The following is a 22,969-nucleotide window of genomic DNA, read 5'->3' on the forward strand; positions in this document are numbered from 1 at the left end:
CGAGACCATGCAGATAGGAATGATGGGACTGGGCCGGATGGGCGCCAACATGGTTCGGCGCCTGCTGCGTGATGGCCACGAATGCGTCGTCTACGATATTAACCCGGCGAGCGTCGCCGCGCTTGTGAGCGCCGGCGCGGTCGGAGCCGCCTCGATGGAGGAGTTCGTCGGCAAGCTGGCGAAGCCGCGCAGCGCCTGGCTGATGCTGCCTGCGGCGATCACCGGCAAGATCGTCGACCAGGTGGCTGCCCTGATGGAGCCGGGCGACATCATCATAGACGGCGGCAATTCCTATTATCACGAGGCCGTCGACCACGCCGCGCGCCTCGCCTTGAAAGGCTTGAGCTATGTCGATGTCGGCACCAGCGGCGGCGTCTGGGGCCTCGAGCGCGGCTACTGCCTGATGATCGGCGGCCCCGACAGCGCGGTCCAGCATCTCGATCCGGTCTTCGCAACGCTGGCGCCGGGCGCCGACGCCGCTTCGCCCGCCCCTGGCAAGGATGCCGGAACCGCTCCCTTCGGCTATCTCCACTGCGGACCAAGCGGCGCCGGCCATTTCGTCAAGATGGTCCATAACGGCATCGAATATGGCGTCATGGCCGCCTATGCCGAAGGCATGAACATCCTGAAGTCGGCGAATGCCGGCAAACGGCAGCGCACCGTCGACGCCGAAACCAGCCCGCTGGAAAACCCGCAATATTACCAGTTCGACATCGACATCGCTGAAGTGGCCGAGGTCTGGCGGCACGGCAGCGTCATCGGCTCGTGGCTGCTCGACCTGACGGCCGGCGTACTGAAGGCCGATTCGTCGTTGACGCAGTTCGGCGGGCGGGTCTCGGATTCCGGCGAAGGCCGCTGGACGCTGAAGGCGGCGATCGACACCGGCGTGCCGGCGCCGGTGCTGTCCTCGGCGCTGTTCGACAGGTTCTCCTCGCAAGGCGAATCCGAATTCGCCGACAAGCTTCTGTCCGCCATGCGCTATGCCTTTGGCGGCCATGTCGAAAAACCCAAAGCCGGCTCGTGACGGGCGACAGGGAGGCACGCCCATGAGCCAGGAACGATCGGACATGCTGGTGCTTTTCGGCGCCACCGGCGATCTCGCCCACAAGAAGATCTTCCCCGCCCTTTACGCCATGGTGGCCAAAGGGACGCTGAACGAGCCGGTGATCGGCGTCGCCTTCGATCCCTGGGACCTCGCCAAGCTGCAGGCGCGCGCCCGCGACGGCATCGTCAACGCCTTGGGCAGCATCGACGACAAGATCTTTGCCAGGCTTGCATCGCTGCTGCGCTATGTCAGCGGCGACTATCGGGCGCCTGCGACCTTCGAGAAGCTGAAGACCGCGCTCGGCAGCGCTGAGCGGCCGCTGCACTATCTGGCGGTGCCGCCGGCGATGTTCGAGGTGGTCGTCCAGGGGCTGGAGCAGTCGGGCGCCGCCCAGGGCGCGCGCCTGATGGTGGAAAAGCCGTTCGGCCACGATCTGCAATCGGCGCGCTGGCTGAACCGGGTGCTGCATCTGGTCTTCGACGAGAAGTCGATCTTCCGCATCGACCATTATCTCGGCAAGGAGGCGATCCAGAACCTGCTCTATTTCCGCTTCGCCAATTCCTTCCTCGAGCCGATCTGGAACCGCAATTACGTCGAGAGCGTGCAGATCACCATGGCCGAGGATTTCGGCGTCGAGGGCCGCGGCCGCTTCTATGACGAGGTCGGCTGCATTCGCGACGTCATCGCAAACCATCTGCTCAACATCCTCTTGCTGCTCGCCATGGAACCGCCGGTCGGCCGCTCGGCCGACGATCTCATCGACGAGAAGGTGCAGGTCCTGCGGGCGATCCGGACGCTGACCAGGGACGATGTGGTGCGCGGCCAGTTCGACGGCTATCTCAAGGAGCCGGGCGTGGCGCCGAACTCGCCGGTCGAGACCTTCGCGGCGGTGCGCTTTTTCGTCGATACCTGGCGCTGGCAGGATGTGCCGTTCTTCATTCGCGCCGGCAAATCCCTGCCGGTGCACGCCACCGAGGTCATCGTGCGGCTGAAGCGGCCGCCGCTCGACGTCTTCGATCCGATCAAGCCCGGCGACTGCAATCACGTGCGCTTCCGCATCGATCCTCAGGTGGCGATCTCGATCGGAGCCCGGCGCAAGGCGCCCGGCGATGACATGGTCGGTGAGCAGGTCGAGCTCACCGCGCTGGACGATTCGAAGGGCGACATGCCGCCTTACGAGCGGTTGATCGGCGACGCCATGAACGGCAACGGCCAGCTGTTCACCCGCCAGGACGCCAGCGAGCTCGCCTGGCGCATCGTCGGCCCGGTGCTCGGCGACACCACGCCGCCCCTTGTCTACGCGCCAAAGACCTGGGGGCCGGCCGAAGCCATGGCTGGATTCGGGCCGCAGAACGGCTGGATCAATCCAGCGAAATGATTTCTGGGAGGCGAAAGCGATGGCCAAGGCGATGAAGCAACCGGCATCGGAGGAAGAAAAGATCGTGCTTGCGATCGATATCGGCGGCTCGCATGTCAAGATCCGCACCAGCGCCGGCGGCGACGAGCGCAAGACCGCTTCCGGACCGGAGCTTACGCCGCAGCAGATGGTCGCGGCGGTGAAGACGCTCGCCGAAGGGCTGCACTACGATGTCGTCTCGATGGGCTATCCGGGCCCGGTGCATCACAACCGGCCGCTGACCGAACCCGCCAATCTCGGCAAGGGCTGGGTCGGCTGCGATTTCGCCGCCGAGTTCGGCAAACCGGTCAAGGTCGTTAACGATGCGCTCATGCAGGCCATCGGCAGTTATGAGGGCGGCCGCATGCTGTTCCTTGGCCTCGGCACCGGCCTGGGGGCCGCGATGATCGTTGATAACGTTGCCCAGCCGATGGAGCTTGCCCATCTTCCCTACAAGAAGCGCGGCAGTTTCGAAGACTATGTCGGCGAACGCGGCCTGCAAAAGCGCGGCAAGAAGAAATGGCGCAAACACGTCTTCGACGTGGTCGACCGGCTTCGCGCCGCCATGCAGCCGGATTACGTGGTCATCGGCGGCGGCAATGTCGACGAACTCACCGACTTGCCCGCCGATTGCAGACGCGGCGACAACACACGCGCCTTCGAGGGCGGATTTCGACTATGGCGCGACAAATCCCTGATTATTTGATATTGCTGATTGTCTGATATTATCGAGCACCGGCTCAGGGTTGTTAATCCCGCGCTGCCGTTAGTATTATTATTCAAAATAATGTGTGACGTGGTGCGGCGTCATTGCATTGCGCAGATTTGCCGACTAGGAATTTCTGCGACCCCCACGGACGGAGAAATAGATTGACCGACGACAGCAACAACGCTCGCAAAAATATCGACCTGCTCGAGCTGACCGCCCATATCGTGTCCGCCTATGTCGAGAAGAACCGCTTGCCGGCTTCCGGCCTCGGCGACCTCATCGCCAGCGTCAGCGCTGCCATAGGCGGGCTCGGGCAACCGGCAGTGCCGGTCGCCGCGCCGCTGACGCCCGCCGTCAATCCCAAGAAATCGGTGACGCCGGACTACATCATCTGTCTCGAGGACGGCAAGAAGTTCAAATCCTTGAAGCGCCATATCGGCGTTCATTTCGGGCTGACGCCCGACGCCTATCGCGCCAAATGGGGCCTGCCGTCGGACTACCCGATGGTCGCCCCCAACTACGCGGCCTCGCGTTCGCAACTGGCCAAGGCGATCGGCCTCGGCCGCAAAGCCGCCCCGCCCGCGCCCGTCAAGGGCAGGGGCAGGAAGGCCAAGGCGACGGCTTGATACCATTGGATCGAGCGGGATGCACATTGAACGCGTTCTGCTGATCGGTCTGTTGGTGTTCAGCGGAAGCTGCGACGCTCGAAGCTAACGGCATAGCATCCTAGGGTCTGCGCCGCGTCGCTTCGCTCCTTGCTCCGCCCTAGGACGAAGGTAAGGATGGCTGAAGGCTAATCGCTGATGTCGGAGAGTGGCAGCTCGTCCGGTGTATCGGACGACGATTGATGGCGAATTACAAGCTTTCGAGATTGGCCGAACACCCCTCCACTTCGTCATCCCAGGGCGGAGCAAGGAGCGAAGCGACGCGGCGCAGACCCTGGGATCCATGCCGTTACCTCGCGGCAGTGCGCCTGCGGACCAGAACCGTACGCTACCACCCCGTCCCGCGAAAAAGCTCGAACCACTCAGGGTTGGTCTTCTCGATCAGCTCGATCTTCCACTGGCGTGGCCAGCGCTTCAGCGACTTCTCGCGCTGGATGGCGTCGCGAATGTCGAAATGTTCCTCGTACCAGACCAGACGCTGCACGCCGTAACGGCTGGTGAAGCGCGAGCCTTGGCCGGTCTTGTGCTCCGGCATGCGGCGGCCGAGATCGTTGGTGACGCCGATGTAGATCGTGCCGCGCTTCTGGCTCGCGGTCATGTAGACATAGCCGGTCATGGTTGAAGGGTAGCTGACGCCAATGCCGACACAAGTGCCGTTCTGAACCGCTGCATTCTTCGACTGAGGTAACGGCATGGATCCCAGGGTCTGCGCCGCGTCGCTTCGCTCCTTGCTCCGCCCTGGGATGACGAAGCGAGAGGTGTTTCGGCTAGTCTCGAAGGTTTGCAATTTGCCATGCGCTTGTTATCTGCCAGGACGAAATTGTTGATCCAGGCCGGATTTTTGCGCGCGCCTCCGGCCGAACTGCGCTAAAGGCTCTTTTGGCCGGACCAGCGCCCATCGTGGAAGTGCCCCGCCGGCCGACATCGCCGCCACGGGGCCTTATTCCATGACCACAGAATCCCAAGTACCATCCGACCAGCGCTATGCCGCCTTTCGCCACCGGCCGTTCCTGAGCTACTGGGCGGCGCGCTTCCTCTCGACATTCTCCACCCAGATCGTGTCGGTCGCCGTCGGCTGGCAGATCTACGATCTCACCCGCGACCCGTTCGACCTCGGCCTTGTCGGCATCGTTCAGTTCCTGCCTTCGCTGCTGCTGGTGCTGGTCACCGGCGACGTTGCCGATCGTTTCGGGCGCCGGCTGATCATGGCGCTGGCGGTGCTGGTCGAGGCGGGCTGCGCCTTGGCCCTGCTGCTGCTGACGCTACGCGGCCTCTCCGGGCCGATGCCGGTCTTCATCGTGCTCGCCATGTTCGGCATCGCGCGCGCCTTCTTCGGGCCGGCCTCCTCATCGCTGTTCGCCAATCTGGTGCCGCCCGAGGATTTCGCCAACGCCATCGCCTGGAACTCGTCCGCCTGGCAGACGGCAACCATCGTCGGGCCGGTCGCCGGCGGCCTGCTCTACGGGCTTTCAGCCGAAGCCGCGTACACCACCGCCGCCGTGCTGATGCTGGTTGCCGCCGTGCTGATCTTCACCATCCCTAAGCCTGCCCAGCGCAGCCGGACCGACAGGCCGACGGTACAGACCCTGTTCGCCGGCTTCGGCTATATCTGGAGCGAAAAGATCGTGCTCGGCGCGATTTCGCTCGATCTGTTTGCGGTGCTCCTGTCCGGCGCCTCGGCGCTGCTGCCGGTCTACGCGCGCGATATCCTCGAACTCGGCCCATGGGGGCTCGGCCTGTTGCGCTCGGCGCCCGGCGTCGGCGCCATCTGCGTCGCCATCTGGCTGGCCGGACACCCGATCCGCAACCATGCCGGCCTTGTCATGCTCGGCTTCGTCGCGCTGTTCGGCGCGTTCACGGTTCTGTTCGGCCTCTCGACCATCACCTGGCTGTCGATTGCGGCCCTTGCGCTGCTCGGCGCCACCGACATGTTCAGCGTCTATATCCGCGAGACGCTGATCCAGCTGTGGACGCCGGACGACGTTCGCGGCCGCGTCAACGCTGTCAACCAGGTGTTTGTCGGCGCTTCCAATGAGCTCGGCGAATTCCGCGCCGGTACCATGGCGGCGTTGATCGGCACGGTTCCGGCCGTGGTGGTCGGGGGTGTCGGGGCGATCGCTGTTGCCGGCCTATGGGCGGTGCTGTTCCCGCAGCTGCGCAAGGTGCGTCATCTCAGGGGGCGAAACTGATTACCGCAGCGCCGGCTTGCCGAAAATCATCGGCAGGAACTCGCCGAGCCAGCGCTTGAGGTGGATGTCCCAGATCAGCCGGCCGCCGAGATGGTCGCGGCCGGGCTGCGCGCCGGGCAGTTCGAAGCGGTGCGCGCCGCGCACCACCCAGCGCTGCATCATCGCCCGGGTCAATTCGCCATGGAACTGAATGCCCCAGGCATTGTCGCCATAGCGGAAGGCCTGGTTGGGATAGGTTTCGGCCGTCGCCAAAAGCGTCGCGTCCTTCGGCAGCGAAAACCCTTCGCGATGGAACTGATAGGCCATCTCCGGCCAATGCATCAGCCTGCTGCCCGCTTCGGTCGCCTTCAGCGGATACCAGCCGATTTCGACGAGGCCCTCGCCATGGCCCTCGACCCTGCCGCCAAGATGCTTGACCAGCATTTGCGCGCCGAGGCAGATGCCAAGCAGCGGCCGGTTCTCGTTGAGCGGAATTTTGAGCCAGTCGGTCTCGCGGCGGACGAACTCGTCGCCGTCATTGGCGCTCATCGGCCCGCCGAACACCACGGCGCCGGCATGGCCATCCAGCGTCTGCGGCAAGGCCTCGCCGAGCGGCGGTCGGCGGATGTCGAGGTCGAAGCCTTCCTCGATAAGCATATGGCCGACCCGTCCGGGGCTCGAATGCTCCTGATGCAGCACGATCAGGATCTTTGGTCTCGGACTTGGCTTGGGCGGCATTGGAAGGCGGGATCCTGTCTATTCGTCGCTTGAGGTTCCGGCGGCACCAGGAGCCGCGGCGGCCGCCTTGAGGCGCGCCTCGACACGGTCGCGACGTTCGACGCCGATCAGCTCGGCGACCCGCCACACGGTATTGTCCTCGAGCTCGTGCAGCTCGCCATCGGCATAGACGATCTCCCACATCAGGCCGATGAAGGCCTTTCGCGCCTCGGCGTCGAGATGGCGCTTGAGCACGCTGGTGAAAGCGTAGAGGTCGATCGCCTCATTGTCGGCCCGCTCGCCGGCAGCCGCCAATGCGTCGAGTTCGTCGCCGCTGATCGAGTAGCTTTCAGCCAGCACCTTCTTGAACCGTTCCCATTCGGTATCCTGTCGCACCCCGTCGGCGTTCATCACGTGGAAAAGCAGGGCGGACGCGGCAATGCGCGGATCGTCGGCGCTGGGGCTGGCGCCACCACCGGACGGCAGATCCCTTAGAAACGACAAAACGCGTTCGAACATCAAATCATTCCCAATAAGCCCGGGTCCACTTGACCCTGATCAGAACAAACGAAACCGGCGCGTCGATTTATCCGCCGCGTCGTCTGGATCGACGCCGGGGTCGTCGGGCAGCCGCGTCAGCTCCTGCGCCGGCTCGACGGCCTCGGCATCTTCCGGCACTTGGGCAAACGCCGCCGCGGTGATTGGTGTCACATGATCCTCGCCGGCACGGTCGTCCGTCTTCTCCTCGGTCGCTGTGCCCGGTGTCTCCGCCGTGTGCTCGATCGTCCCGGCTCTTTCCTGTACCGGCCTGGCTGGAGCCGCGATGGCCGGCACCGGCGCCTCCGGCGTATCCTCATGACCGTCGATCAACTGTCCGAGCCGCTCCATCGGCGCCCGCCATTCGAATGCGTCGAGCCTGCCGGTGATCGGCGATATCGGAGCCCAGCGCTCGGAGACGACGCCGTCGGCGACCCAAGCCGGGTCGCGCGGCGCTCTCACCGCTTTCGACAGCAACTGCCGCACCTTGCCCTGGTCGGCGGTTTCGGCCTCCTCGATATCGGCCAGCAGCAGATAAGCGCCTTCGCGGCGATCGATGCGGATGGCGGCTTCAGCCTCCCGGCGGGCGGTTGAAAACTCCTGCGCATCTAGCGCGGCGCGCGCCACGGCAAGCGAGGACTCGGCATGGTTCTTCTTCAGCTCCTGCAGCTTCTTTGCCCGGTTCAGCCGGTCGAGCACGGCATCGCCCGGCCTGGCATGGCTGTAGAGCTCGGCGATCTCCGGATGGGGCTCGGCCTTCCACGCCGCCTCGAGGATTTTCGAGCCTTTGCGCACGTCGTTCTGCCTAAACAGCAATTTCGCCGCGACGACCGCCGCCGGTGCAAAATCCGGCCGCAGCCGGTTGGCTTCGAGCGCCGCCGCCCTTGCGGCATTGGCATCGCTGTCGATCAGCGCCTGCGCCTTGGCGGTCAGCAGCACGGCGCGGCGCCGGTTGGCGGCGTCACGCTCGATCTGCCGGGTCGACTTCTGGGCGTCGACCAGTTTCAGCGCGCCATCCCAGTCGCCGCGTCCGGTCAGGTCTTCCAGCGTCGATTCGGCCGCCCAGGCCAGTTGCGGCGCCACCGCCGCGGCACGGCCGGCATAGTGGCGGGCTGCGTTGCGGTCGCCGAGCCGCTCGGCCTCGAGATAAAGTCCGCGCAGGCCGAGCAGCCGCATTTCGGGATCATCGAGCATGGTCTCGAACTTTTCGCGGGCGCCTTCATGGTCGCCTTCGAGCAGCGAGGCCTGCGCGTCGAGCAGCTGGATCAGTGGCTCCTGATCGGAGCGGATCAGCTTTGCCGCTTCCTTGGTCTTCTTGCGGGCGAGCGCGCCGTCACCGGCGCCGGCGGCGATCATCCCGGTCGACAGCGCCTGGTAGCCGCGGTCGCGGCGACGCACGCGGAAATAGCGCGAGATCGTATAGGGGCTGTTCCACAGCGCCTTGACCAGCCACCAGACGATCATCACCGCGGCAACCACGGCAACGACCGCCACCGCCGCGACCATCAGGCTGACCTGGTATTGATAGCCGTTGAAGGTGACGAGCATTTCGCCCGGCCGGTCGGCCAGCCAGGCGAAGCCGAGCCCGAGCGCAAAGACGACGGCAAGGAAGGCGAGGATGCGGATCATTGGGTTCCTCACGCCTTCATCGCGCCGGCGATGAGCGAATCGATCTGCGTCTCGACCTCCATCCGCGCTTTCAGCTTGCCGGCAAAGTCGGCGCCGGCGGCCTTGGCCGCCTCAGGCAGGGTTTCGTATTCGCTGAGCGCCTTGGCGTAGTCGCCCTGGTTGACCGCGACCTCCATGCGCGCGACGGTTTCCGGAACGCCGGTGCCTTCGACGGCGCCGATCGGCCTGACCTTGACCAGCGATTCGGCGCTGGACAGCAGCTTCTGCAGGATGCCGGCATTCTGGTCGATGGGCGTCGCGGCAGCGACCATCGCGTTGGCGGCGCCGTCCGCTTCGGCGGCGATCTCGGAGCGCATCGGGACGCCCTTTTCGGCATAGGTGCGCAACGTCGCGATCTCGGGCGCATCGGGTGAGATCGCGGCAAAGGTTTCGAGCTCGGCGCCGAACGGTGCACCACGGTCGAGCGCTGCCTTGAGCGCCGAAGCGGCAATGGCCAGTGCGATCTTCGGCTGCGAAGCCTGTGCATCGACCTTGCCCGAGATCTGTGAAACCGACTGTTCCAGGGCCGCAAGCCGGCTGTCCTGCGCCTTTGTCGTCTCGCCGGCCGATTTCACCAGCGCATCGAGCGCGGCCAGCCTTTCGTTGAGCGGGCCGAGATCGACCGGCGCCGTACCGCCGGCCTTGCCGAGGGCCGCAACCGCCGTCTCGATCTGCCTTACCTTGTCGCCAAGTGCTGCCAGGCCGGCATTGCCGCCGGCACCGCCTTGCTCGACGGCCGACTTCAACGTCGCAACGTCCGCCCTTACCTGATCCAGCGCCGACGACAGCCCGTCCACCTTGGCCGATGCGCCATTGTTGGCGCCGGCCTGTCTGAGGTCCGCGACCTCGCGTTTCAGCGAAACGATCTCACCATTGACCGCGTCGAGCGACACGCCGCCCGACCCCGGCGCACCGAGCAGGCCGGCAAATTGCAGCCCGCCGGCCGCGGCGAGGGCGATGACGCCGCCGATAATACCGGCGGCGATGCCGTTGATGCCGCTTCGCTTCGGCTGCGCTGCCATATGGTCGTCCCTCGTCTCAGCTGTCTTCTCGCCGGAACCTGGGATCCCCGGTTCGTTGGCCCCGGTTCCGCTGGATGCATCTTCGAAACTGTAGTCGGAAACCGTGGAGCGCCCGGCCGGCGCATCCGAACCGGCGGGATAAGGGGTTTCCGCTTCCCTGGCAGAATCGACGCCGGCATCCGCCGGCTCTTGCGTGCCGGCCGGCGCGGCTGCGTCGGCATGTTCCCATGGCTCGAGATCGGTCTGGTCCGCATGCACCGGCTCTTCAGGTGGCTCCGGCTGCGAGGCGTTCGCCGCTTCCTCGGCCCGCGCCTCGTCGGTCTGCGAGGTCACGGCATCCTGTTCGTCGGCGACTCGCGAGACGGCGCCAGGCTCAAGCTCGATGGTCACCGGCTCACGGCGGCTCTTGGAATGCCGCATCTTCGGCGTCTTGACCATGCTCGGGCTCCGCAAAATTCGCTTCGGGATGGTTTGAAGGGTCTAGCACATCACCAAGCGGTGAAAAGGGGCGGCGTGATGACGCCACGGCCTGGAGTTCAGTTTTGGCAAAACGCCGCAGGGCCGAATCCACGTTTCAAGCCAAGGCCCATGCTCGGCACACAAAAAACCCGCCTCGGCGGGCGGGTCGTTGGAGCCAATTAGCACCATAACCAAATTAGTAGCATAGCTGCCGGCACAAAGCAAGAACAAAATGTGCCCGAGGGCAATCGCCTGCGTTTGGCGCCGCCTCTCAAGGACGGCACAGAGCCGCCGCGACTGCCATCAGCGCGACGCCTGCAAAAGTCCCAGCAGCGCGTCCTCGCTGGGCTCAGGCGCAATCCGGATCTCGGCGACATCGCCCAAGGCCGCGGCGATGCGCCCCGATAATCCGAAAAAGCGCGTTTTTTCAAAAACACCGCGCAGCACCGGCCGGCTAGCCAGGGCCTGCATAGCGGTGGCCGCCTTGGCCGAATAGAGCAGCACCGCCTCGACCGGCCGGGCGGACAGGCGCGCAAGAACGGCCTCGTCGGAGTAATCCAGGACAACGGTGTCGTAGCTCTCGACGGCGCGGACCTGAACGCCCGACGCCAACAGCCCTTCCTCGAAGTCGGGAAATCGCACCCGCCCGCAGAGATAGACGATCGTCTGCCCCGCGTAACCGCCAGCAAGCGCATCGGCCAGCGCCTCGGCATTGCCGGGGCCTTCGCTGACCGACAGAAACCCGGCAGCGCGGGCGGCTTCTGCCGTCTTCCTGCCGACGGCGTGGCACGGCAAGCCGGCGAGCGCCGCGATGACCTCTTTCGGCGCATGGCGAACGGCATTGGCGCTGGTGACCGCGACCGCCGCGGCGTCAGCGGGCGCGCCGGCATCGACCGGCAGCGCCACGGTTCCGGTCAATGGCAGCAGGATCGGCTGAAAGCCGGCATCCGCAAGCCGGCGCCCCGTGCGCGACGCGCCCGGTTCGGGCCTCGTCACAAGGACGCGGAGCATGTCAGGTCCAGCCATCGAAGAATGTTTCGCCGGCCTTGGCCCGAACGGTCGCCGCGGCTTCCGCGCCAATGCGCGCCGCCTCCTGCGCCGGCCCTTGCAGCCTGACTTCATGCGACTGCGTGCCATCGGGCGAGATGATCAGCCCGGCAAAGGAAACCGTTCCGCCCGATATCGTCGCATGTCCGGCGATCGGCGTGCGGCAGGACCCGTCGAGCGCCGCCAGGAAGGCGCGCTCGCAGGCCAGCGCCTCGCCGGTCGGCCCGTCGTGGATCGCTGCCAGCATCTGTTCCACGTCGCGGTCTCCGATGCGGCTTTCGATGCAGATCGCGCCTTGCCCCGGCGCCGGCGGAAAGACCTCGAGCGGCATCAGGTCGGTGACGACGTCTTCGAGCCCGAGCCGCTTCAGCCCGGCATAGGCGAGGATGGTGCCATCGGCGATGCCGTCGTCGAGCTTGCGCAGCCGCGTCTGCACATTGCCGCGAAACATCACCACTTCGACGTCCGGCCGCATCCGCCGGATCAGCGCCTGGCGCCGCAGCGACGACGAACCGACCCTGGCGCCTTGCGGCAGGCCGGCAATCGTTCGCGCCGCCTTGCCGATGAAGGCATCGCGCGCGTCCTCGCGCGGCAGGAACGCGGACAGTTCCAGCCCTTCGGGCAACAGCGTCGGCATGTCCTTCGACGAATGCACGGCGATGTCGATGCGGCGCGCCAGCAGCGCCTCCTCGATCTCCTTGGTGAACAGGCCCTTGCCGCCGGCTTCCGACAGCGGCCGGTCCTGGATGCGGTCGCCGCTGGTCGAGATGACGACCACCTCGAACGCCTCGGCCGGCATGCCGTGCGCCGCCATCAGCCGCGCCTGCGTTTCATGCGCCTGCGCCAGCGCCAGCGGGCTGCCGCGTGTTCCGATTTTCAAGGTTGTTTGCATGACGCGCCGTCCGTGATAACCCCCGGCAGGTTTTCGGGTTTTCTCCTATCGGGGAAAGGCCGACAGTACAATCTGTACGATTTTTGGACAGCGACGAATTGATCCGCGTTCTGGGCATCGAGACGAGTTGCGACGAGACCGCCGCCAGCGTGGTGGCGCTGGACGGTCGCAGCACGCCGCAAATCCTGTCGAACATCGTGCTCAGCCAGATCGAGGAGCATGCTGCTTTCGGCGGCGTCGTGCCGGAGATCGCCGCGCGCGCCCATGTCGAGGCGCTCGACGGCATCATCGAGGCAGCGCTGGCCGATTCCGGCGTCGACCTCGCCGACATCGATGCGATTGCCGCCACCGCCGGTCCCGGTCTTGTCGGCGGGCTGATCGTCGGCCTGATGACGGCAAAAGCAATCGCCGCGGCAGCCAAAAAACCGCTGATCGCCATCAACCATCTCGAAGGCCACGCGCTGACGGCCAGATTGACCGATGGGCTCGACTTTCCCTACCTCTTGCTGCTGGTCTCCGGCGGCCATACCCAGATCGTCGCCGTACGCGGCGTCGGCGACTACCAGCGCTGGGCGACGACGATCGATGACGCGCTTGGCGAGGCCTTCGACAAGACGGCCAAGATGCTCGGCCTGCCCTATCCGGGCGGACCGAATGTCGAGAAGGCGGCGGCAAATGGCGATGCGGCCCGTTTTGCCTTTCCGCGCCCGATGAAGGGCTCGGTGCAGCCCGATTTTTCCTTCTCCGGCCTCAAGACCGCGGTCCGCCAGGCAGCCACCGCGATCGCCCCGCTGAGCGACCAGGATGTTGCCGATATCTGCGCCTCGTTCCAGGCGGCGGTGGCGGATGCGCTGGGCGACCGTGTTGCGCGGGCGCTGACCCGGTTCCGTCAGCAATTCCCGGACAAGGCCGAGCCTGCATTGGTTGTCGCCGGCGGCGTGGCCGCCAATCGGACCATCAAGGCGACATTGCAGGGCCTGTGCGAGCAGGCCGGGTTCAGCTTCGTCGCGCCGCCGCTTAACCTCTGCACCGACAATGCGGCGATGATCGCCTGGGCCGGCATCGAGCGCCTGCGCGCCGGCATATCAGGTGAAAACGCCGCCGATTTCGTGCCGCGCTCGCGCTGGCCGCTGGACAGCGTCTCGGCCCCGATGGTCGGCTCGGGCCGGCGTGGGGCCAAGGCATGACCGGCAGCGGGCACAAGGCGCCAAGCGGCTGGCGCGTCGCCGTGCTCGGCGGCGGCGCCTGGGGCACGGCGCTGGCGCTGGCCACGCTGCGCGCCGGTCATTTCGTCCGCCTCTATGCGCGCGACCCGGAGACCGTCGCGGCGGTCGACCGTGGCGAAAATCCGCGCTATCTGCCGGGCATCGCGCTCGATCCCGGCATCGTGGCGACGAGCGACATCGAGGCGGCGCTCGACGGTGCCGACTGCGTTCTGGCGGTAGCGCCGGCGCAATCGTTGCGAATTATGCTGACGGCCGCGTCCAGCCATATGCCGAAAGGCGTCCCGCTGGTCCTCTGCGCCAAGGGCATCGAGCGCGACACCGGCGCGCTGCTATCGTCCATCACCGAGGAAATACTGCCGGCAAATCCGGTCGCCGCTTTGTCCGGCCCAAGCTTTGCCACCGACGTCGCCAGGGGCCTGCCGACGGCCGTCGTGGTCGCCGCCCGCGACGAGGCTCTGGCCACCGACCTTGCCGCCCGCTTTTCGGCGGAAAATCTGCGCTGTTATTCGAGCGACGATCTAATCGGCGTCGAGATCGGCGGCGCGCTGAAGAACGTCTTTGCCATTGCCGCGGGTGCCGTCACCGGCGCCGGGCTCGGTGCCAGCGCCCAGGCGGCGATGGTGACGCGCGGCTTCGTCGAATTGCGCCGCATCGGCGCCGCCTTTGGCGCCAGGCCGGAGACGCTGATGGGGCTTTCCGGCCTCGGCGACCTGCTGCTCACCTGCTCGTCCGCGCAGTCGCGCAATTTCGCCTATGGGCTGGCGCTGGGGCAAGGCAAGCCGCTAGCCGGCCTGCCTTTGGCCGAAGGCGTGCCGACGGCGGCAATCGCCGCCCGCATCGCCGGCGAGCGCCGGATCGACGCGCCGATAATCGCCGCCGTCGCCGCCATACTGGACGGCACCATAACCATAGACCAGGCTGTGTCGGCGTTGATGACAAGGCCACTCAAGACCGAAACCGACATGTAATCGCGAACGATTGCGGAGATGGAAGATGCTGTTTGCGTTGATTTGCAAGGACAAGCCAGGAAGGCTGCAGGTGCGGCTCGATACGCGGCCCAAGCACCTTGCCTTCCTGGAAGGGCTGAACGGCGACAAGAAATTGGCCTTCGCCGGCCCGTTCCTCGACGCCGACGGCAAGCCGAACGGCACTCTCGCCGTTGTCGAGGCGCCCGATCTGGCTGCGGCAAAAGCCCTGTCGGCGGCCGATCCCTATACCAAGGCAGGGCTGTTCGAAAGCGTCGAAATCCGGCAGTGGAACTGGAGCTTCAACAAGCCGGCGGATATCTGATGCATGTCGCGCAAAAGTGTGCAGCGGTTTTGTGATAACGACATGCATACAACAAGAACCTAAAGCGCGTCGCATGAGGCCGGTCGAACGCGACGCGCTTTTAGTCGCGGCGGCACCTGAGGAGGGAGCAACACAATGAACTACTGGCTGTTCAAATCCGAACCTTCGGTCTTCTCCTTCGAGGACCTCAAGGCCAAGGGCAAGGCCGGCACGCAATGGGACGGCGTGCGCAATTATGCGGCGCGCAACAACATGAAGGCGATGCAGATCGGCGATCTCGGCTTCTTCTACCATTCCAATGACGGGCTGGACATCGTCGGCATCGCCGAAGTCTGCGCTCTGGCCCATCAGGACAGCACCACCGACGATCCCCGCTGGGAGTGCGTCGACATCCGCGCCTTCAAGGCCATGCCGAAGCCGGTGACGCTGGAGCAAGCCAAGGCCAATCAAAAGCTGGCCGACATGGCGCTGGTGCGGCTCGGGCGGCTGTCTGTGCAGCCGGTGACGCCGGCCGAATGGCAAGAGGTTTGCCGCATGGGCGAACTGACGCCGGCGCCATGACGGCGCTGACGCCGGACAGCGCCAGGAAATTCATCCTCGACAACACGGCGCTGGTGGCGCCGCCACATGTGCCGGAGATCCGCCTGCACCTGGCCGACGAGGCGCACGAACTGTGGCGGCGGACCGAGGACGAGCTGACCGAAATCGGCCTGCCGCCGCCCTTCTGGGCTTTTGCCTGGGCCGGCGGCCAAGGCCTTGCCCGCTACATCCTCGACAATCCGGCGGCGGTGCGCGGCAAGCGCGTGCTGGACTTCGCCTCCGGCTCCGGCCTTGTCGCCATTGCCGCGGTGAAGGCCGGAGCTGCCGAGGTGATCGCCGCCGATATCGACCCATTCTGCGCGACCGCGATCCGCCTCAATGCCGAGGCAAATGGGACCGAGATAAAATTCCTCATCGGCGACTGCATCGGCAGCGATGCCGGCTGGGACTTGGTGCTGGCCGGCGACGTCTTCTACGACAAAACTTTCGCCGACAGGCTGATGCCATGGTTCGTCGCGCTGAAGGCGCGCGGCGGCGACATCCTCGTCGGCGATCCCGGCCGTTTCTATCTGCCGAGGGCGGGACTGGAACCGCTTGCCGTCTATGAAGTGGCGGTGACCCGGGCGCTGGAGGACGCCGAGGTCAAGCGCACCACCGTCTGGCGCCTTGCTTGACGGCATCGCCGAACAGGCGTTCCATCGCGCAATCGACCGGAGGGAACCATGGATTTTTCAGCAATCAATTGGCTGGCGGTAGTCGTCGCCGCCGTCGTGGCGTGGCTGTTCGGCGGGGCCTGGTACATGGGCTTGAGCAAGCCGTGGCTGAAGGCCGCCAAGCTTGATCCGGCGACGATGAGCAAATCGATGCTGCCCTTCGTCGTCTCCTTCATCGCGGAGCTCGTCATGGCGCTGGTCATGTCGCTGATCATCGGCGCCGTAACCGGCGGCGAGCCGAGCCTGCTTGCCGGGGTGATCTTCGGCTTCGTTCTCTGGCTGGGGTTCGTCGCCACCACGCTTTCGGTCAACCATCGCTACGAAGGTTTCGGCTGGGATCTGACGCTCATCGATGTTGGTCACTGGCTCGGCGTGCTGCTTCTCATCGGCGCGGTGATCGGCTGGTTCGGCGCGGCGGCGGGCTGACCGTCAGCTCGGGGTCCTGGCGATTTCCTCGAGAAGCCAATCGCGAAAGGCGACGATGCGCGGATCATTCGCCGCGGTCTCCGGATAGACCAGGAAATAGGCGAATTCAGGCGCGACCTTGATGCCGAGTTCGAACGGCCGGATCAGCCTGCCTTCGGACAGGTCGTTTGCCACCATGGCGAAATCGGCGAGCGCGACCGCGTTGCCGTCGAGCGCGGCCTGGACGGCATCGGTCGAGTTGCCGAACACGATGGTCCGGCTGTCGTCGAAATCGTCGACGCCCGCCGCCGCCATCCACATGCTCCAATTCGGCCAGGTGACGCCCTGGCGCGACCACTCGATATGCGCCAGCGTGTGATGAAACAGGTCGCGCGGCTCTTTCAGCCGCGGCCCAGCCCGCAGCAAGGCCGGGCTGCAGACGGGGATGATGACGTTTTCGAACAGCCGGTGTGAGCGAAGCCCCGGATATTTGCCGGTGCCGAAACGGATGCCGAGATCGACGTCGTCGCGATCGAAGTCGCGCACCTCGTAACTGATGTCGAAACGCAGCTCGATTGCCGGATGCTGCTTGCGAAAATCGTCGACGCGCCGCATCAGCCACTTCGTCGCGAATTGCGCATCGAGGGTGACCTTCAGCAGCGCCGATCCGCGCGCCGCCTTCTGCGCCCGTGAGACGGCCCGGCCAAGCAGGTCGAGCGCATCGGTCGAAGCTTCGAACAGCACCGCGCCCGCCTCGGTCAGCCGGATCGTGCGGCTGGTGCGTGTGAACAGCACGATGCCGAGCTGATCCTCGATTTCCTTGATCTGATGGCTGACCGCTGCCGGCGTCAGGCCGAGCTCGTCGGCGGCGCGGGTGAAATTGAGGTGCCGCGCCGCTGCCTCCAGCGTCCGCAGCGCACGGGTTCCAGGCAGCAGGCGCGCCATCAGTGCCAGACGAGGAGGGTTCGGTCGAGCATTCCAATCATCATCAAACAAAACTTGAAGATGCAGAAAAAACTACTCGTTTCTCGTTTGAATTTCAATCCGCCATGATCTGAGCATCGAAGAAACATCAAACCGGATTTGATGTCCGGAGAAGCGGATTGCACCATGTCTGACATCGCCTTGCGCTCGGTAACCCTCCGCCCGGCCTGGCTGCGCGCCATGCTTGACTGGCTTCGGCATGCAAAAATCGCAGTCAATCTTCCCTACGAGAATGTCGAGGATCTCTCCGATCGCCAGCTTCGCGACATCGGCGGCGAACGCAAGGACATCGCACGCGCCATGGACCGCGAACTCGGCCGGCTCGGCCTTCTCGACATAGGGTGGCAGAGGCCGAGGAAGCGGATAGGGCAGTAGTGAATGGTGAATGGTGAATGGTGAATGGGAAGCTAGGCGGTGCGCCTGCACATGTCCCTACCGATCGCTTCTCACCACTCACTATTCACTATTCACTATTCACTACCTCACCACCCTTACCACCGTCCGCTCCGACAGCAGGGGCAGCAGCCGTGCCATGGTGCGGGCCGTTACCGCGACGCAGCCTTGCGTCGGCGTGAAGCCGGGGCGCGCCAGGTGGAAGAAGATGGCGCTGCCGCGCCCGCGCCGGCGCGGCACAATGTTCCAGTCCAGCACCAGGCAGGCGTCATAGAGATCGTCGGTGCGCAGCATCCGCTCATGGCTGGCGCCATAGGGGATTTTGACCGGGCGGTTGTAGTTGCGGTCCCCAGGCACTTCGCACCAGCCGAGGTCGCGGCCGATCGGCGTCATCGCCAGCGGCGTCCGGCGGCCGCCGGCAAAACGGTCGCCGCGAAAATATCCCGACAATATCCGCATCGAGGCAAGCGGCGTGGCGCCGTCGCCCTCGCGCTTGCCGGCCGAGATGCCGCCATGCCCCAGCGCACATGGAAACACCAGTTTGCCGGCCTGCAGAAAGCCCTGGCTGGGTTGGCCGGGGCGCGCGCGCACGGTGAGCACGGTGAGCCCTTTCGGCAAAATTGCGCCGACTGCATTGCGATCGTGTTTTTTCTTGTATGATCGTGCCACGGAACAAATCACTGTGAACGGCTGTTGTGCCGGTCAGCTTCCGCATAAACAGGCAGCGGTCAACTGAAATCTCTTTTCAAAACAACGGATTGATCCATGACTTCACGCACCATTCTGATCGTCGACGACGATGACGACCTGCGCGGCACCCTTGTCGAGCAATTGTCGCTTTATGAGGAATTCGATGTCCTGCAGGAAGCGACCGCCGCCAAAGGCGTCGCCACGGCGCGTGGCGGGCTCATCGACCTGCTCATCATGGATGTCGGCCTGCCCGACATGGATGGCCGCGAGGCGGTAAAGATATTGCGCAAGGGCGGCTACAAGGCGCCGATCATCATGCTGACCGGCCATGATACCGATTCCGACACCATCCTTGGCCTCGAGGCCGGCGCCAACGACTATGTGACGAAGCCGTTCCGTTTTGCCGTGCTGCTGGCCCGCATCCGCGCGCAGTTGCGCCAGCACGAACAGAGCGAGGACGCCACTTTCTCGGTCGGCCCCTACACGTTCAAGCCCAGCCAGAAGCTTCTGATCGACCCGCGCGGCGCCAAGGTGCGGCTGACCGAAAAGGAAGCCTCGATCATCAAATATCTCTACCGTGCCGACCAGAAGGTGGTGACCCGCGACGTGCTGCTGGAGGAAGTCTGGGGCTACAATTCCGGCGTCACCACTCATACGCTCGAAACTCACGTCTACCGGCTGCGCCAGAAGATCGAGCGCGATCCTTCCAACGCGGAAATTCTCGTGACAGAAAGCGGCGGCTACAAGCTGGTTCCTTAAACATTTCATTATTCAAATAAGCGATCCGGGCGGGGCGCTTTTCGGGTACGGTCCTGAGGCTGGAGGTGGTTTTGGATCGGCCTCGTAGGGGAGGAGTCGGACTGACGGTTCGGGGACATAGCTAGATGGCGCTGGATGACGACATCCGCATCCTGTCCACCGTGAGGCTCTTCGAGGGCTTTACGCAGGAACAGCTGCGTCTGCTCGCCTTCGGCGCCGAAACCACCATGTTGAAAGCCGACCACAAGCTTTACCGCGAGGACGACGAGGCTGATTCAGCCTACATCGTGGTCAGCGGCCGCATCGTGCTCTACCGCGAGCACGACGGCGAGCGCATCCCGATCGGCACCGCCGGCCCCGGCACCATGCTCAGCGAACTGGCGCTGATCGCCGACACCAACCGGCTGACCAGCGCCTCCGCCGAAATCGATTCGGAAGTGCTGCGGCTCAGCCGCAAGATGTTCCGCCGCATCCTCGAGGAATACCCGGAACTGGCGGTTCACTTGCACCAGCGCATTTTGGAGGATTTCCAGGCGATGATCCGCCGCATCGAGGAACTTGGGCCGCGTTTTGCCGGCTAATATAGCGCCTCTGGCCTAGCCAGATTGGAACCGCGAGGGCTCAAGGCCGGTGCGTTGCGGAAACAAGCTCGGCCTTGCGCCGTGCCGTCTCCAGTCCCAGCGCAATGAAGCGGCGCGCATGTTTGGCCAGCTCCATATTGTCGGTCCACAGATTGCGCCAGATGGCGGTTTTCCGCGACAGGTTCTCGTCGACGATTTCCGACGAGAAAGATTCGAAGCTGAGGTCGTCGCTGTAGCCGATGGCGGTCAGCGCATCGAATATCGCGGCAAAATCGATATTGCCGGTGCCGAGGAAACCGCGATGGCTCTCGCCGATATGAACATAGCCGATCTTCCCGACCGCATTGCGAATGGCCAAGCCGACATCGGCCTCCTCGATGTTCATGTGGAAGCTGTCGAGATGCAGGAAGATATTGTCGGAGCCGCTGTCCGCGATGAAGGCCATGCCTTGCGCGGCGGTGTTGAGCAGATTGCTTTCGAAGCGGTTGACGATTTCGAGGTTGAGGGTGACGCCGGCTGATTTTGCCGTGTCCGCCACCTCGGCCAGCGTGCCGGCGCTGCGGTTCCACTGGTCACGCGTCGGCGCCTCGCTCTGCAAGCCGTGGCTGGTGCTGAGGATGCCGGCAACCTTCTGGCCGCCGAGATCGCGGGTCAGCGCGATCGTACGTTCCAGGATTTCGACGCCGTGCGCGGCAATCGTTTTGTCGGCGCTCGAAATATCGCCGTCGGCCGGCAGTCCAATGCTGATCGCAACGCCGAGGCCGAGATCGGCGATCCGCTTGGCCAAGCCGTCAATGTCGACATTGGCGGGGTCGAGATAGGAGAATTCGATCAGGTCGAAGCCGGCTTCCCTGGTGTTGGCCAGCGTCCGCTCGAGGTCGCCCTGCGCCGAGCTCGCCGACCAGACGAATGAGTGGATTCCGATGCGCGACATGATTGTCTCCGGTCATTCCAGGAGTAGCGGACCCAAGGCCAAAGCGGTTTTGGCAATCCGCTGCTCGGACAAAAAAGGTGCGGCCCGGCATCCCGGCCGCCCCCGGGGTGGGGGGGTTAGCGAGCCGCGGTGCCGGCCTTGTAATCCTTCAAACTGTCGGCCGTGATCAGCTTCGGGTCGAGCAGCACCGTCGGCTCGGCCGGCTTCTTGCCGGCAAGCAGGTCAGCCGCCATCGTCAGCGACTGGCCGGCCATCACATAGGGATCCTGCGAGGCCGAGGCCTTGATCATCGACGTGCCGGAGGCGAGTTCCTTCTCGATATCGGGTGCACCGTCGACCGCGGTGAAGATGAACTCCGAGCGGTTGAGCTGCTTGGCCGCAAGCTGGGCGCCGATCGCCGTCGGATCGTTGATGGCGAAGACCGCGTCGATCTTGTCGAAACGCGTCAGCAGCGACTGGAACACTTTCAGGCCGCCGTCACGCGAGCCTTCGGCGTTCTGGTCGTCGGAAAGGATCTTGATGTCGGGGTGCTTTGCCAGCACGTCCTTGCAGCCCTTGACCCGCTCCAGGATCGACGACGAGGCCGGGCCATTGAGGATGACATAGTCGCCCTTGCCGCCGGTATTATCGACCAGATACTGGCACGCCTCTTCGCCGGCCTTGACGTTGTTGGTCATCACGGTGACGTCGGCGCCCGGCGCCGAAACGTCGAAAGCGGCAACGACGATGCCGGCCGCCTGCGCCTTCTTCACCGCCGGCGCGATCGCCTTGGCATCGACTGCGTTGAGCATGATGACGTCGACACCGGCAGCGATGAAGGAATCGACCTGCGATACCTGCTTGTTGAGATCGTAGTCGGCCGATACCGAGGTCACCTGCACATTCGGGTTGATCTTCTTGGCCGCGTCCTCGATGCCCTTGATGGTGGCGACGAAGAACGGGTTGCCGAGCAGTCCGACCGAGATGCCGACCTTGTTCAGATCCTTTGCCGATGCCGGCGCGATGACGGCGGCCGCAAGGGCGACGCCGCAGAGCAGTTTAGCGATTGTCTTCATTGTTTTATTTTCCTCCTGATGCCCCGCGCCTCTCACGGTGCGTTACACATGAAACCGGCTCGTTGGATGCCGGCGACTAAGGGCCATCACGTTCTTGCTCCTGCCTGGAGCCGGTAACGGTCGAGGGCGACCGCCACGATGATGACCAATCCCTTGATGATGTACTGCCAGATGTCCGAAACACCGGCGAGGATGAGCCCGTTGGACAGCACGGCGATGATCAGGCCGCCGATCAGCGTGCCCCAGATCGAGCCGACACCGCCGACGAAACTGGTGCCGCCGAGGATGACTGCGGCAATGGCGTCGAGTTCGTAGGACTGGCCGAGCTGAAGCCCGTTGGCGGCATAGAGCCGGGCCGCCGACATGGCGCCGCCAAGGCCGGCCAGAAGGCCGGAAACGCCGTAGACGAAGAGCAGCACCAGCGGCACCTTGATGCCGGTCAGCCTGGCGGCCTCGGCGTTGCCGCCGACGGCGTAGATCCAGGTGCCGAGCACGGTGCGCTTGAGCACCAGCCAGGACAGGACGACGACCGCCAGCGCGATGATTACCAGCCACGGAATGCCGAACAGCGAACCGTTGCCGATGAAGTCGAACGGCAGGTCCGCGTTGAACACCGTCGTGTCCTGGCCGAGCAGGCGGGCGACGCCGCGCACGGCGGTCAGCGATCCCAGCGTGACGATGAAGGGCGGCAGCTTGATATAGGCGATCAGCAGCCCGTTGATGACGCCGAAACCGAGCCCGACGAGAATGGCCGCGGGCACGCCCAGCAGTCCCCAATCGGGCACCAGCGACACCATCACCGCCACCATCGCCGAGGCGGCAAGGATCGAGCCGACGGACAGGTCGATGCCGCCGGTCAGGATGACGAAGGTCATGCCGGCGGCCAGCACGATGTTGATCGACGATTGCTGCATGACGATCAGCAGATTGGTCTGGGTGAAAAAGCGCGGATTGATGAACTGGAAGCCGACCGCCAGCAGGATCAGGATCGGCAGCATGCCGAGTGCGGCGATGGCGGTACGCCACCTCGTGCTCCTGCCGACCGCCCGGTCGTCCGCTTTCATCGTGTCGGCC

General features: G+C 64.8%; 26 protein-coding genes. 14 read left to right on the plus strand and 12 right to left on the minus strand.

Features of this window, described 5'->3' with window-relative positions; all coding sequences use genetic code 11:
* The first annotated feature begins 7 nt into the window (after positions 1–7).
* From gnd to NKI54_RS25240, 4 genes are all read left to right on the plus strand, one after another.
* Positions 8–1,024, plus strand: coding sequence for a phosphogluconate dehydrogenase (NAD(+)-dependent, decarboxylating) (gnd, locus tag NKI54_RS25225; RefSeq protein ID WP_352569460.1), 1,017 nt, complete (start codon positions 8–10; stop codon positions 1,022–1,024).
* A 22-nt stretch (positions 1,025–1,046) separates the two neighbouring features.
* Entirely contained in the window at positions 1,047–2,423 is a 1,377-nt protein-coding gene (gene zwf / locus NKI54_RS25230; protein WP_352636951.1) for a glucose-6-phosphate dehydrogenase, read from the plus strand.
* A gap of 19 nt (positions 2,424–2,442) precedes the next feature.
* Positions 2,443–3,147, plus strand: a complete 705-nt coding sequence (locus tag NKI54_RS25235) for an ROK family protein (protein ID WP_352569458.1) — start codon at positions 2,443–2,445, stop codon at positions 3,145–3,147.
* Positions 3,148–3,311: 164 nt separating this feature from the next.
* A complete protein-coding gene (locus tag NKI54_RS25240) occupies positions 3,312–3,776 on the plus strand; it encodes a Ros/MucR family transcriptional regulator (protein WP_352574527.1) in 465 nt (154 codons plus the stop codon).
* 367 nt (positions 3,777–4,143) lie between these two features.
* Here the strand turns inward: NKI54_RS25240 and NKI54_RS25245 are convergent, their stop codons facing one another.
* Complete coding sequence (locus tag NKI54_RS25245) at positions 4,144–4,431, minus strand: GIY-YIG nuclease family protein (RefSeq protein WP_352456363.1); 288 nt, start codon at positions 4,429–4,431, stop codon at positions 4,144–4,146.
* A 331-nt stretch (positions 4,432–4,762) separates the two neighbouring features.
* Between NKI54_RS25245 and NKI54_RS25250 the strand changes: the two genes are divergently transcribed.
* On the plus strand, positions 4,763–6,004 hold the full coding sequence (locus tag NKI54_RS25250) for an MFS transporter (protein ID WP_023678198.1): 1,242 nt from the start codon (positions 4,763–4,765) through the stop codon (positions 6,002–6,004).
* Here the strand turns inward: NKI54_RS25250 and NKI54_RS25255 are convergent, their stop codons facing one another.
* From NKI54_RS25255 to hemC, 6 genes are all read right to left on the minus strand, one after another.
* On the minus strand, positions 6,005–6,721 hold the full coding sequence (locus NKI54_RS25255; RefSeq protein WP_352636952.1) for a glutamine amidotransferase: 717 nt from the start codon (positions 6,719–6,721) through the stop codon (positions 6,005–6,007).
* A gap of 18 nt (positions 6,722–6,739) precedes the next feature.
* Positions 6,740–7,219, minus strand: coding sequence for a tellurite resistance TerB family protein (locus NKI54_RS25260; RefSeq protein WP_023678200.1), 480 nt, complete (start codon positions 7,217–7,219; stop codon positions 6,740–6,742).
* A gap of 39 nt (positions 7,220–7,258) precedes the next feature.
* Positions 7,259–8,866, minus strand: a complete 1,608-nt coding sequence (locus NKI54_RS25265) for a heme biosynthesis protein HemY (protein WP_023678201.1) — start codon at positions 8,864–8,866, stop codon at positions 7,259–7,261.
* An 8-nt stretch (positions 8,867–8,874) separates the two neighbouring features.
* Positions 8,875–10,365, minus strand: a complete 1,491-nt coding sequence (locus NKI54_RS25270) for a COG4223 family protein (RefSeq protein ID WP_352636953.1) — start codon at positions 10,363–10,365, stop codon at positions 8,875–8,877.
* Between the two features lie 324 nt (positions 10,366–10,689).
* Positions 10,690–11,397: a uroporphyrinogen-III synthase gene (locus NKI54_RS25275; RefSeq protein ID WP_352578130.1), complete on the minus strand. Its 708-nt coding sequence runs from the start codon at positions 11,395–11,397 to the stop codon at positions 10,690–10,692.
* Position 11,398: 1 nt separating this feature from the next.
* Positions 11,399–12,325 carry a hydroxymethylbilane synthase gene (hemC, locus tag NKI54_RS25280; protein WP_352594136.1) on the minus strand — a complete coding sequence of 309 codons (927 nt, stop codon included), beginning with the start codon at positions 12,323–12,325 and terminating at the stop codon, positions 11,399–11,401.
* 101 nt (positions 12,326–12,426) lie between these two features.
* Here hemC and tsaD point away from each other — a divergent pair, with 101 nt between their 5' ends.
* The 6 genes from tsaD to NKI54_RS25310 all read left to right on the plus strand — a co-directional run bounded on the left by tsaD (position 12,427) and on the right by NKI54_RS25310 (position 16,520).
* A complete protein-coding gene (gene tsaD, locus NKI54_RS25285) occupies positions 12,427–13,512 on the plus strand; it encodes a tRNA (adenosine(37)-N6)-threonylcarbamoyltransferase complex transferase subunit TsaD (protein WP_352622330.1) in 1,086 nt (361 codons plus the stop codon).
* On the plus strand, positions 13,509–14,519 hold the full coding sequence (locus NKI54_RS25290; RefSeq protein WP_352623010.1) for an NAD(P)H-dependent glycerol-3-phosphate dehydrogenase: 1,011 nt from the start codon (positions 13,509–13,511) through the stop codon (positions 14,517–14,519). The genes tsaD and NKI54_RS25290 overlap by 4 nt, the downstream gene beginning before the upstream one ends.
* A gap of 25 nt (positions 14,520–14,544) precedes the next feature.
* A complete protein-coding gene (locus NKI54_RS25295) occupies positions 14,545–14,841 on the plus strand; it encodes a YciI-like protein (protein ID WP_352509118.1) in 297 nt (98 codons plus the stop codon).
* 135 nt (positions 14,842–14,976) lie between these two features.
* On the plus strand, positions 14,977–15,402 hold the full coding sequence (locus NKI54_RS25300; protein ID WP_352594139.1) for an EVE domain-containing protein: 426 nt from the start codon (positions 14,977–14,979) through the stop codon (positions 15,400–15,402).
* Positions 15,399–16,055 carry a class I SAM-dependent methyltransferase gene (locus NKI54_RS25305; RefSeq protein WP_352636955.1) on the plus strand — a complete coding sequence of 219 codons (657 nt, stop codon included), beginning with the start codon at positions 15,399–15,401 and terminating at the stop codon, positions 16,053–16,055. Before NKI54_RS25300 ends, NKI54_RS25305 begins: the two co-directional genes overlap by 4 nt.
* A 48-nt stretch (positions 16,056–16,103) precedes the next feature.
* On the plus strand, positions 16,104–16,520 hold the full coding sequence (locus NKI54_RS25310; protein ID WP_352636956.1) for a DUF1761 domain-containing protein: 417 nt from the start codon (positions 16,104–16,106) through the stop codon (positions 16,518–16,520).
* A gap of 3 nt (positions 16,521–16,523) precedes the next feature.
* Here NKI54_RS25310 and gcvA read toward each other — a convergent pair whose 3' ends face one another.
* Positions 16,524–17,444, minus strand: coding sequence for a transcriptional regulator GcvA (gcvA, locus tag NKI54_RS25315; RefSeq protein WP_352456304.1), 921 nt, complete (start codon positions 17,442–17,444; stop codon positions 16,524–16,526).
* Between the two features lie 165 nt (positions 17,445–17,609).
* On the opposite strand from gcvA, the gene NKI54_RS25320 reads away from it, so the two are divergent.
* Positions 17,610–17,858, plus strand: a complete 249-nt coding sequence (locus tag NKI54_RS25320; protein WP_352636957.1) for a hypothetical protein — start codon at positions 17,610–17,612, stop codon at positions 17,856–17,858.
* 102 nt (positions 17,859–17,960) lie between these two features.
* Here NKI54_RS25320 and NKI54_RS25325 read toward each other — a convergent pair whose 3' ends face one another.
* The gene (locus NKI54_RS25325) at positions 17,961–18,497 is read right to left on the minus strand and encodes a L,D-transpeptidase family protein (RefSeq protein ID WP_352578133.1); all 537 of its coding nucleotides are present in this window, start codon (positions 18,495–18,497) and stop codon (positions 17,961–17,963) included.
* A 144-nt stretch (positions 18,498–18,641) separates the two neighbouring features.
* Here NKI54_RS25325 and NKI54_RS25330 point away from each other — a divergent pair, with 144 nt between their 5' ends.
* Together NKI54_RS25330 and NKI54_RS25335 are read left to right on the plus strand one after the other, a co-directional pair.
* The gene (locus NKI54_RS25330; RefSeq protein ID WP_023680479.1) at positions 18,642–19,325 is read left to right on the plus strand and encodes a response regulator transcription factor; all 684 of its coding nucleotides are present in this window, start codon (positions 18,642–18,644) and stop codon (positions 19,323–19,325) included.
* A 125-nt stretch (positions 19,326–19,450) separates the two neighbouring features.
* On the plus strand, positions 19,451–19,906 hold the full coding sequence (locus NKI54_RS25335) for a Crp/Fnr family transcriptional regulator (RefSeq protein ID WP_352636958.1): 456 nt from the start codon (positions 19,451–19,453) through the stop codon (positions 19,904–19,906).
* Between the two features lie 40 nt (positions 19,907–19,946).
* Here the strand turns inward: NKI54_RS25335 and NKI54_RS25340 are convergent, their stop codons facing one another.
* From NKI54_RS25340 to NKI54_RS25350, 3 genes are all read right to left on the minus strand, one after another.
* Complete coding sequence (locus NKI54_RS25340; protein WP_352594143.1) at positions 19,947–20,840, minus strand: sugar phosphate isomerase/epimerase family protein; 894 nt, start codon at positions 20,838–20,840, stop codon at positions 19,947–19,949.
* Between the two features lie 116 nt (positions 20,841–20,956).
* The gene (locus tag NKI54_RS25345; RefSeq protein ID WP_352692616.1) at positions 20,957–21,895 is read right to left on the minus strand and encodes an ABC transporter substrate-binding protein; all 939 of its coding nucleotides are present in this window, start codon (positions 21,893–21,895) and stop codon (positions 20,957–20,959) included.
* 86 nt (positions 21,896–21,981) lie between these two features.
* Positions 21,982–22,959, minus strand: a complete 978-nt coding sequence (locus NKI54_RS25350) for an ABC transporter permease subunit (RefSeq protein ID WP_502894527.1) — start codon at positions 22,957–22,959, stop codon at positions 21,982–21,984.
* Between the last annotated feature and the right edge of the window lie 10 nt (positions 22,960–22,969).

It is taken from the genome of Mesorhizobium sp. M0663 (assembly GCF_040320585.1).
Taxonomy (GTDB): Bacteria; Pseudomonadota; Alphaproteobacteria; order Rhizobiales; family Rhizobiaceae; genus Mesorhizobium.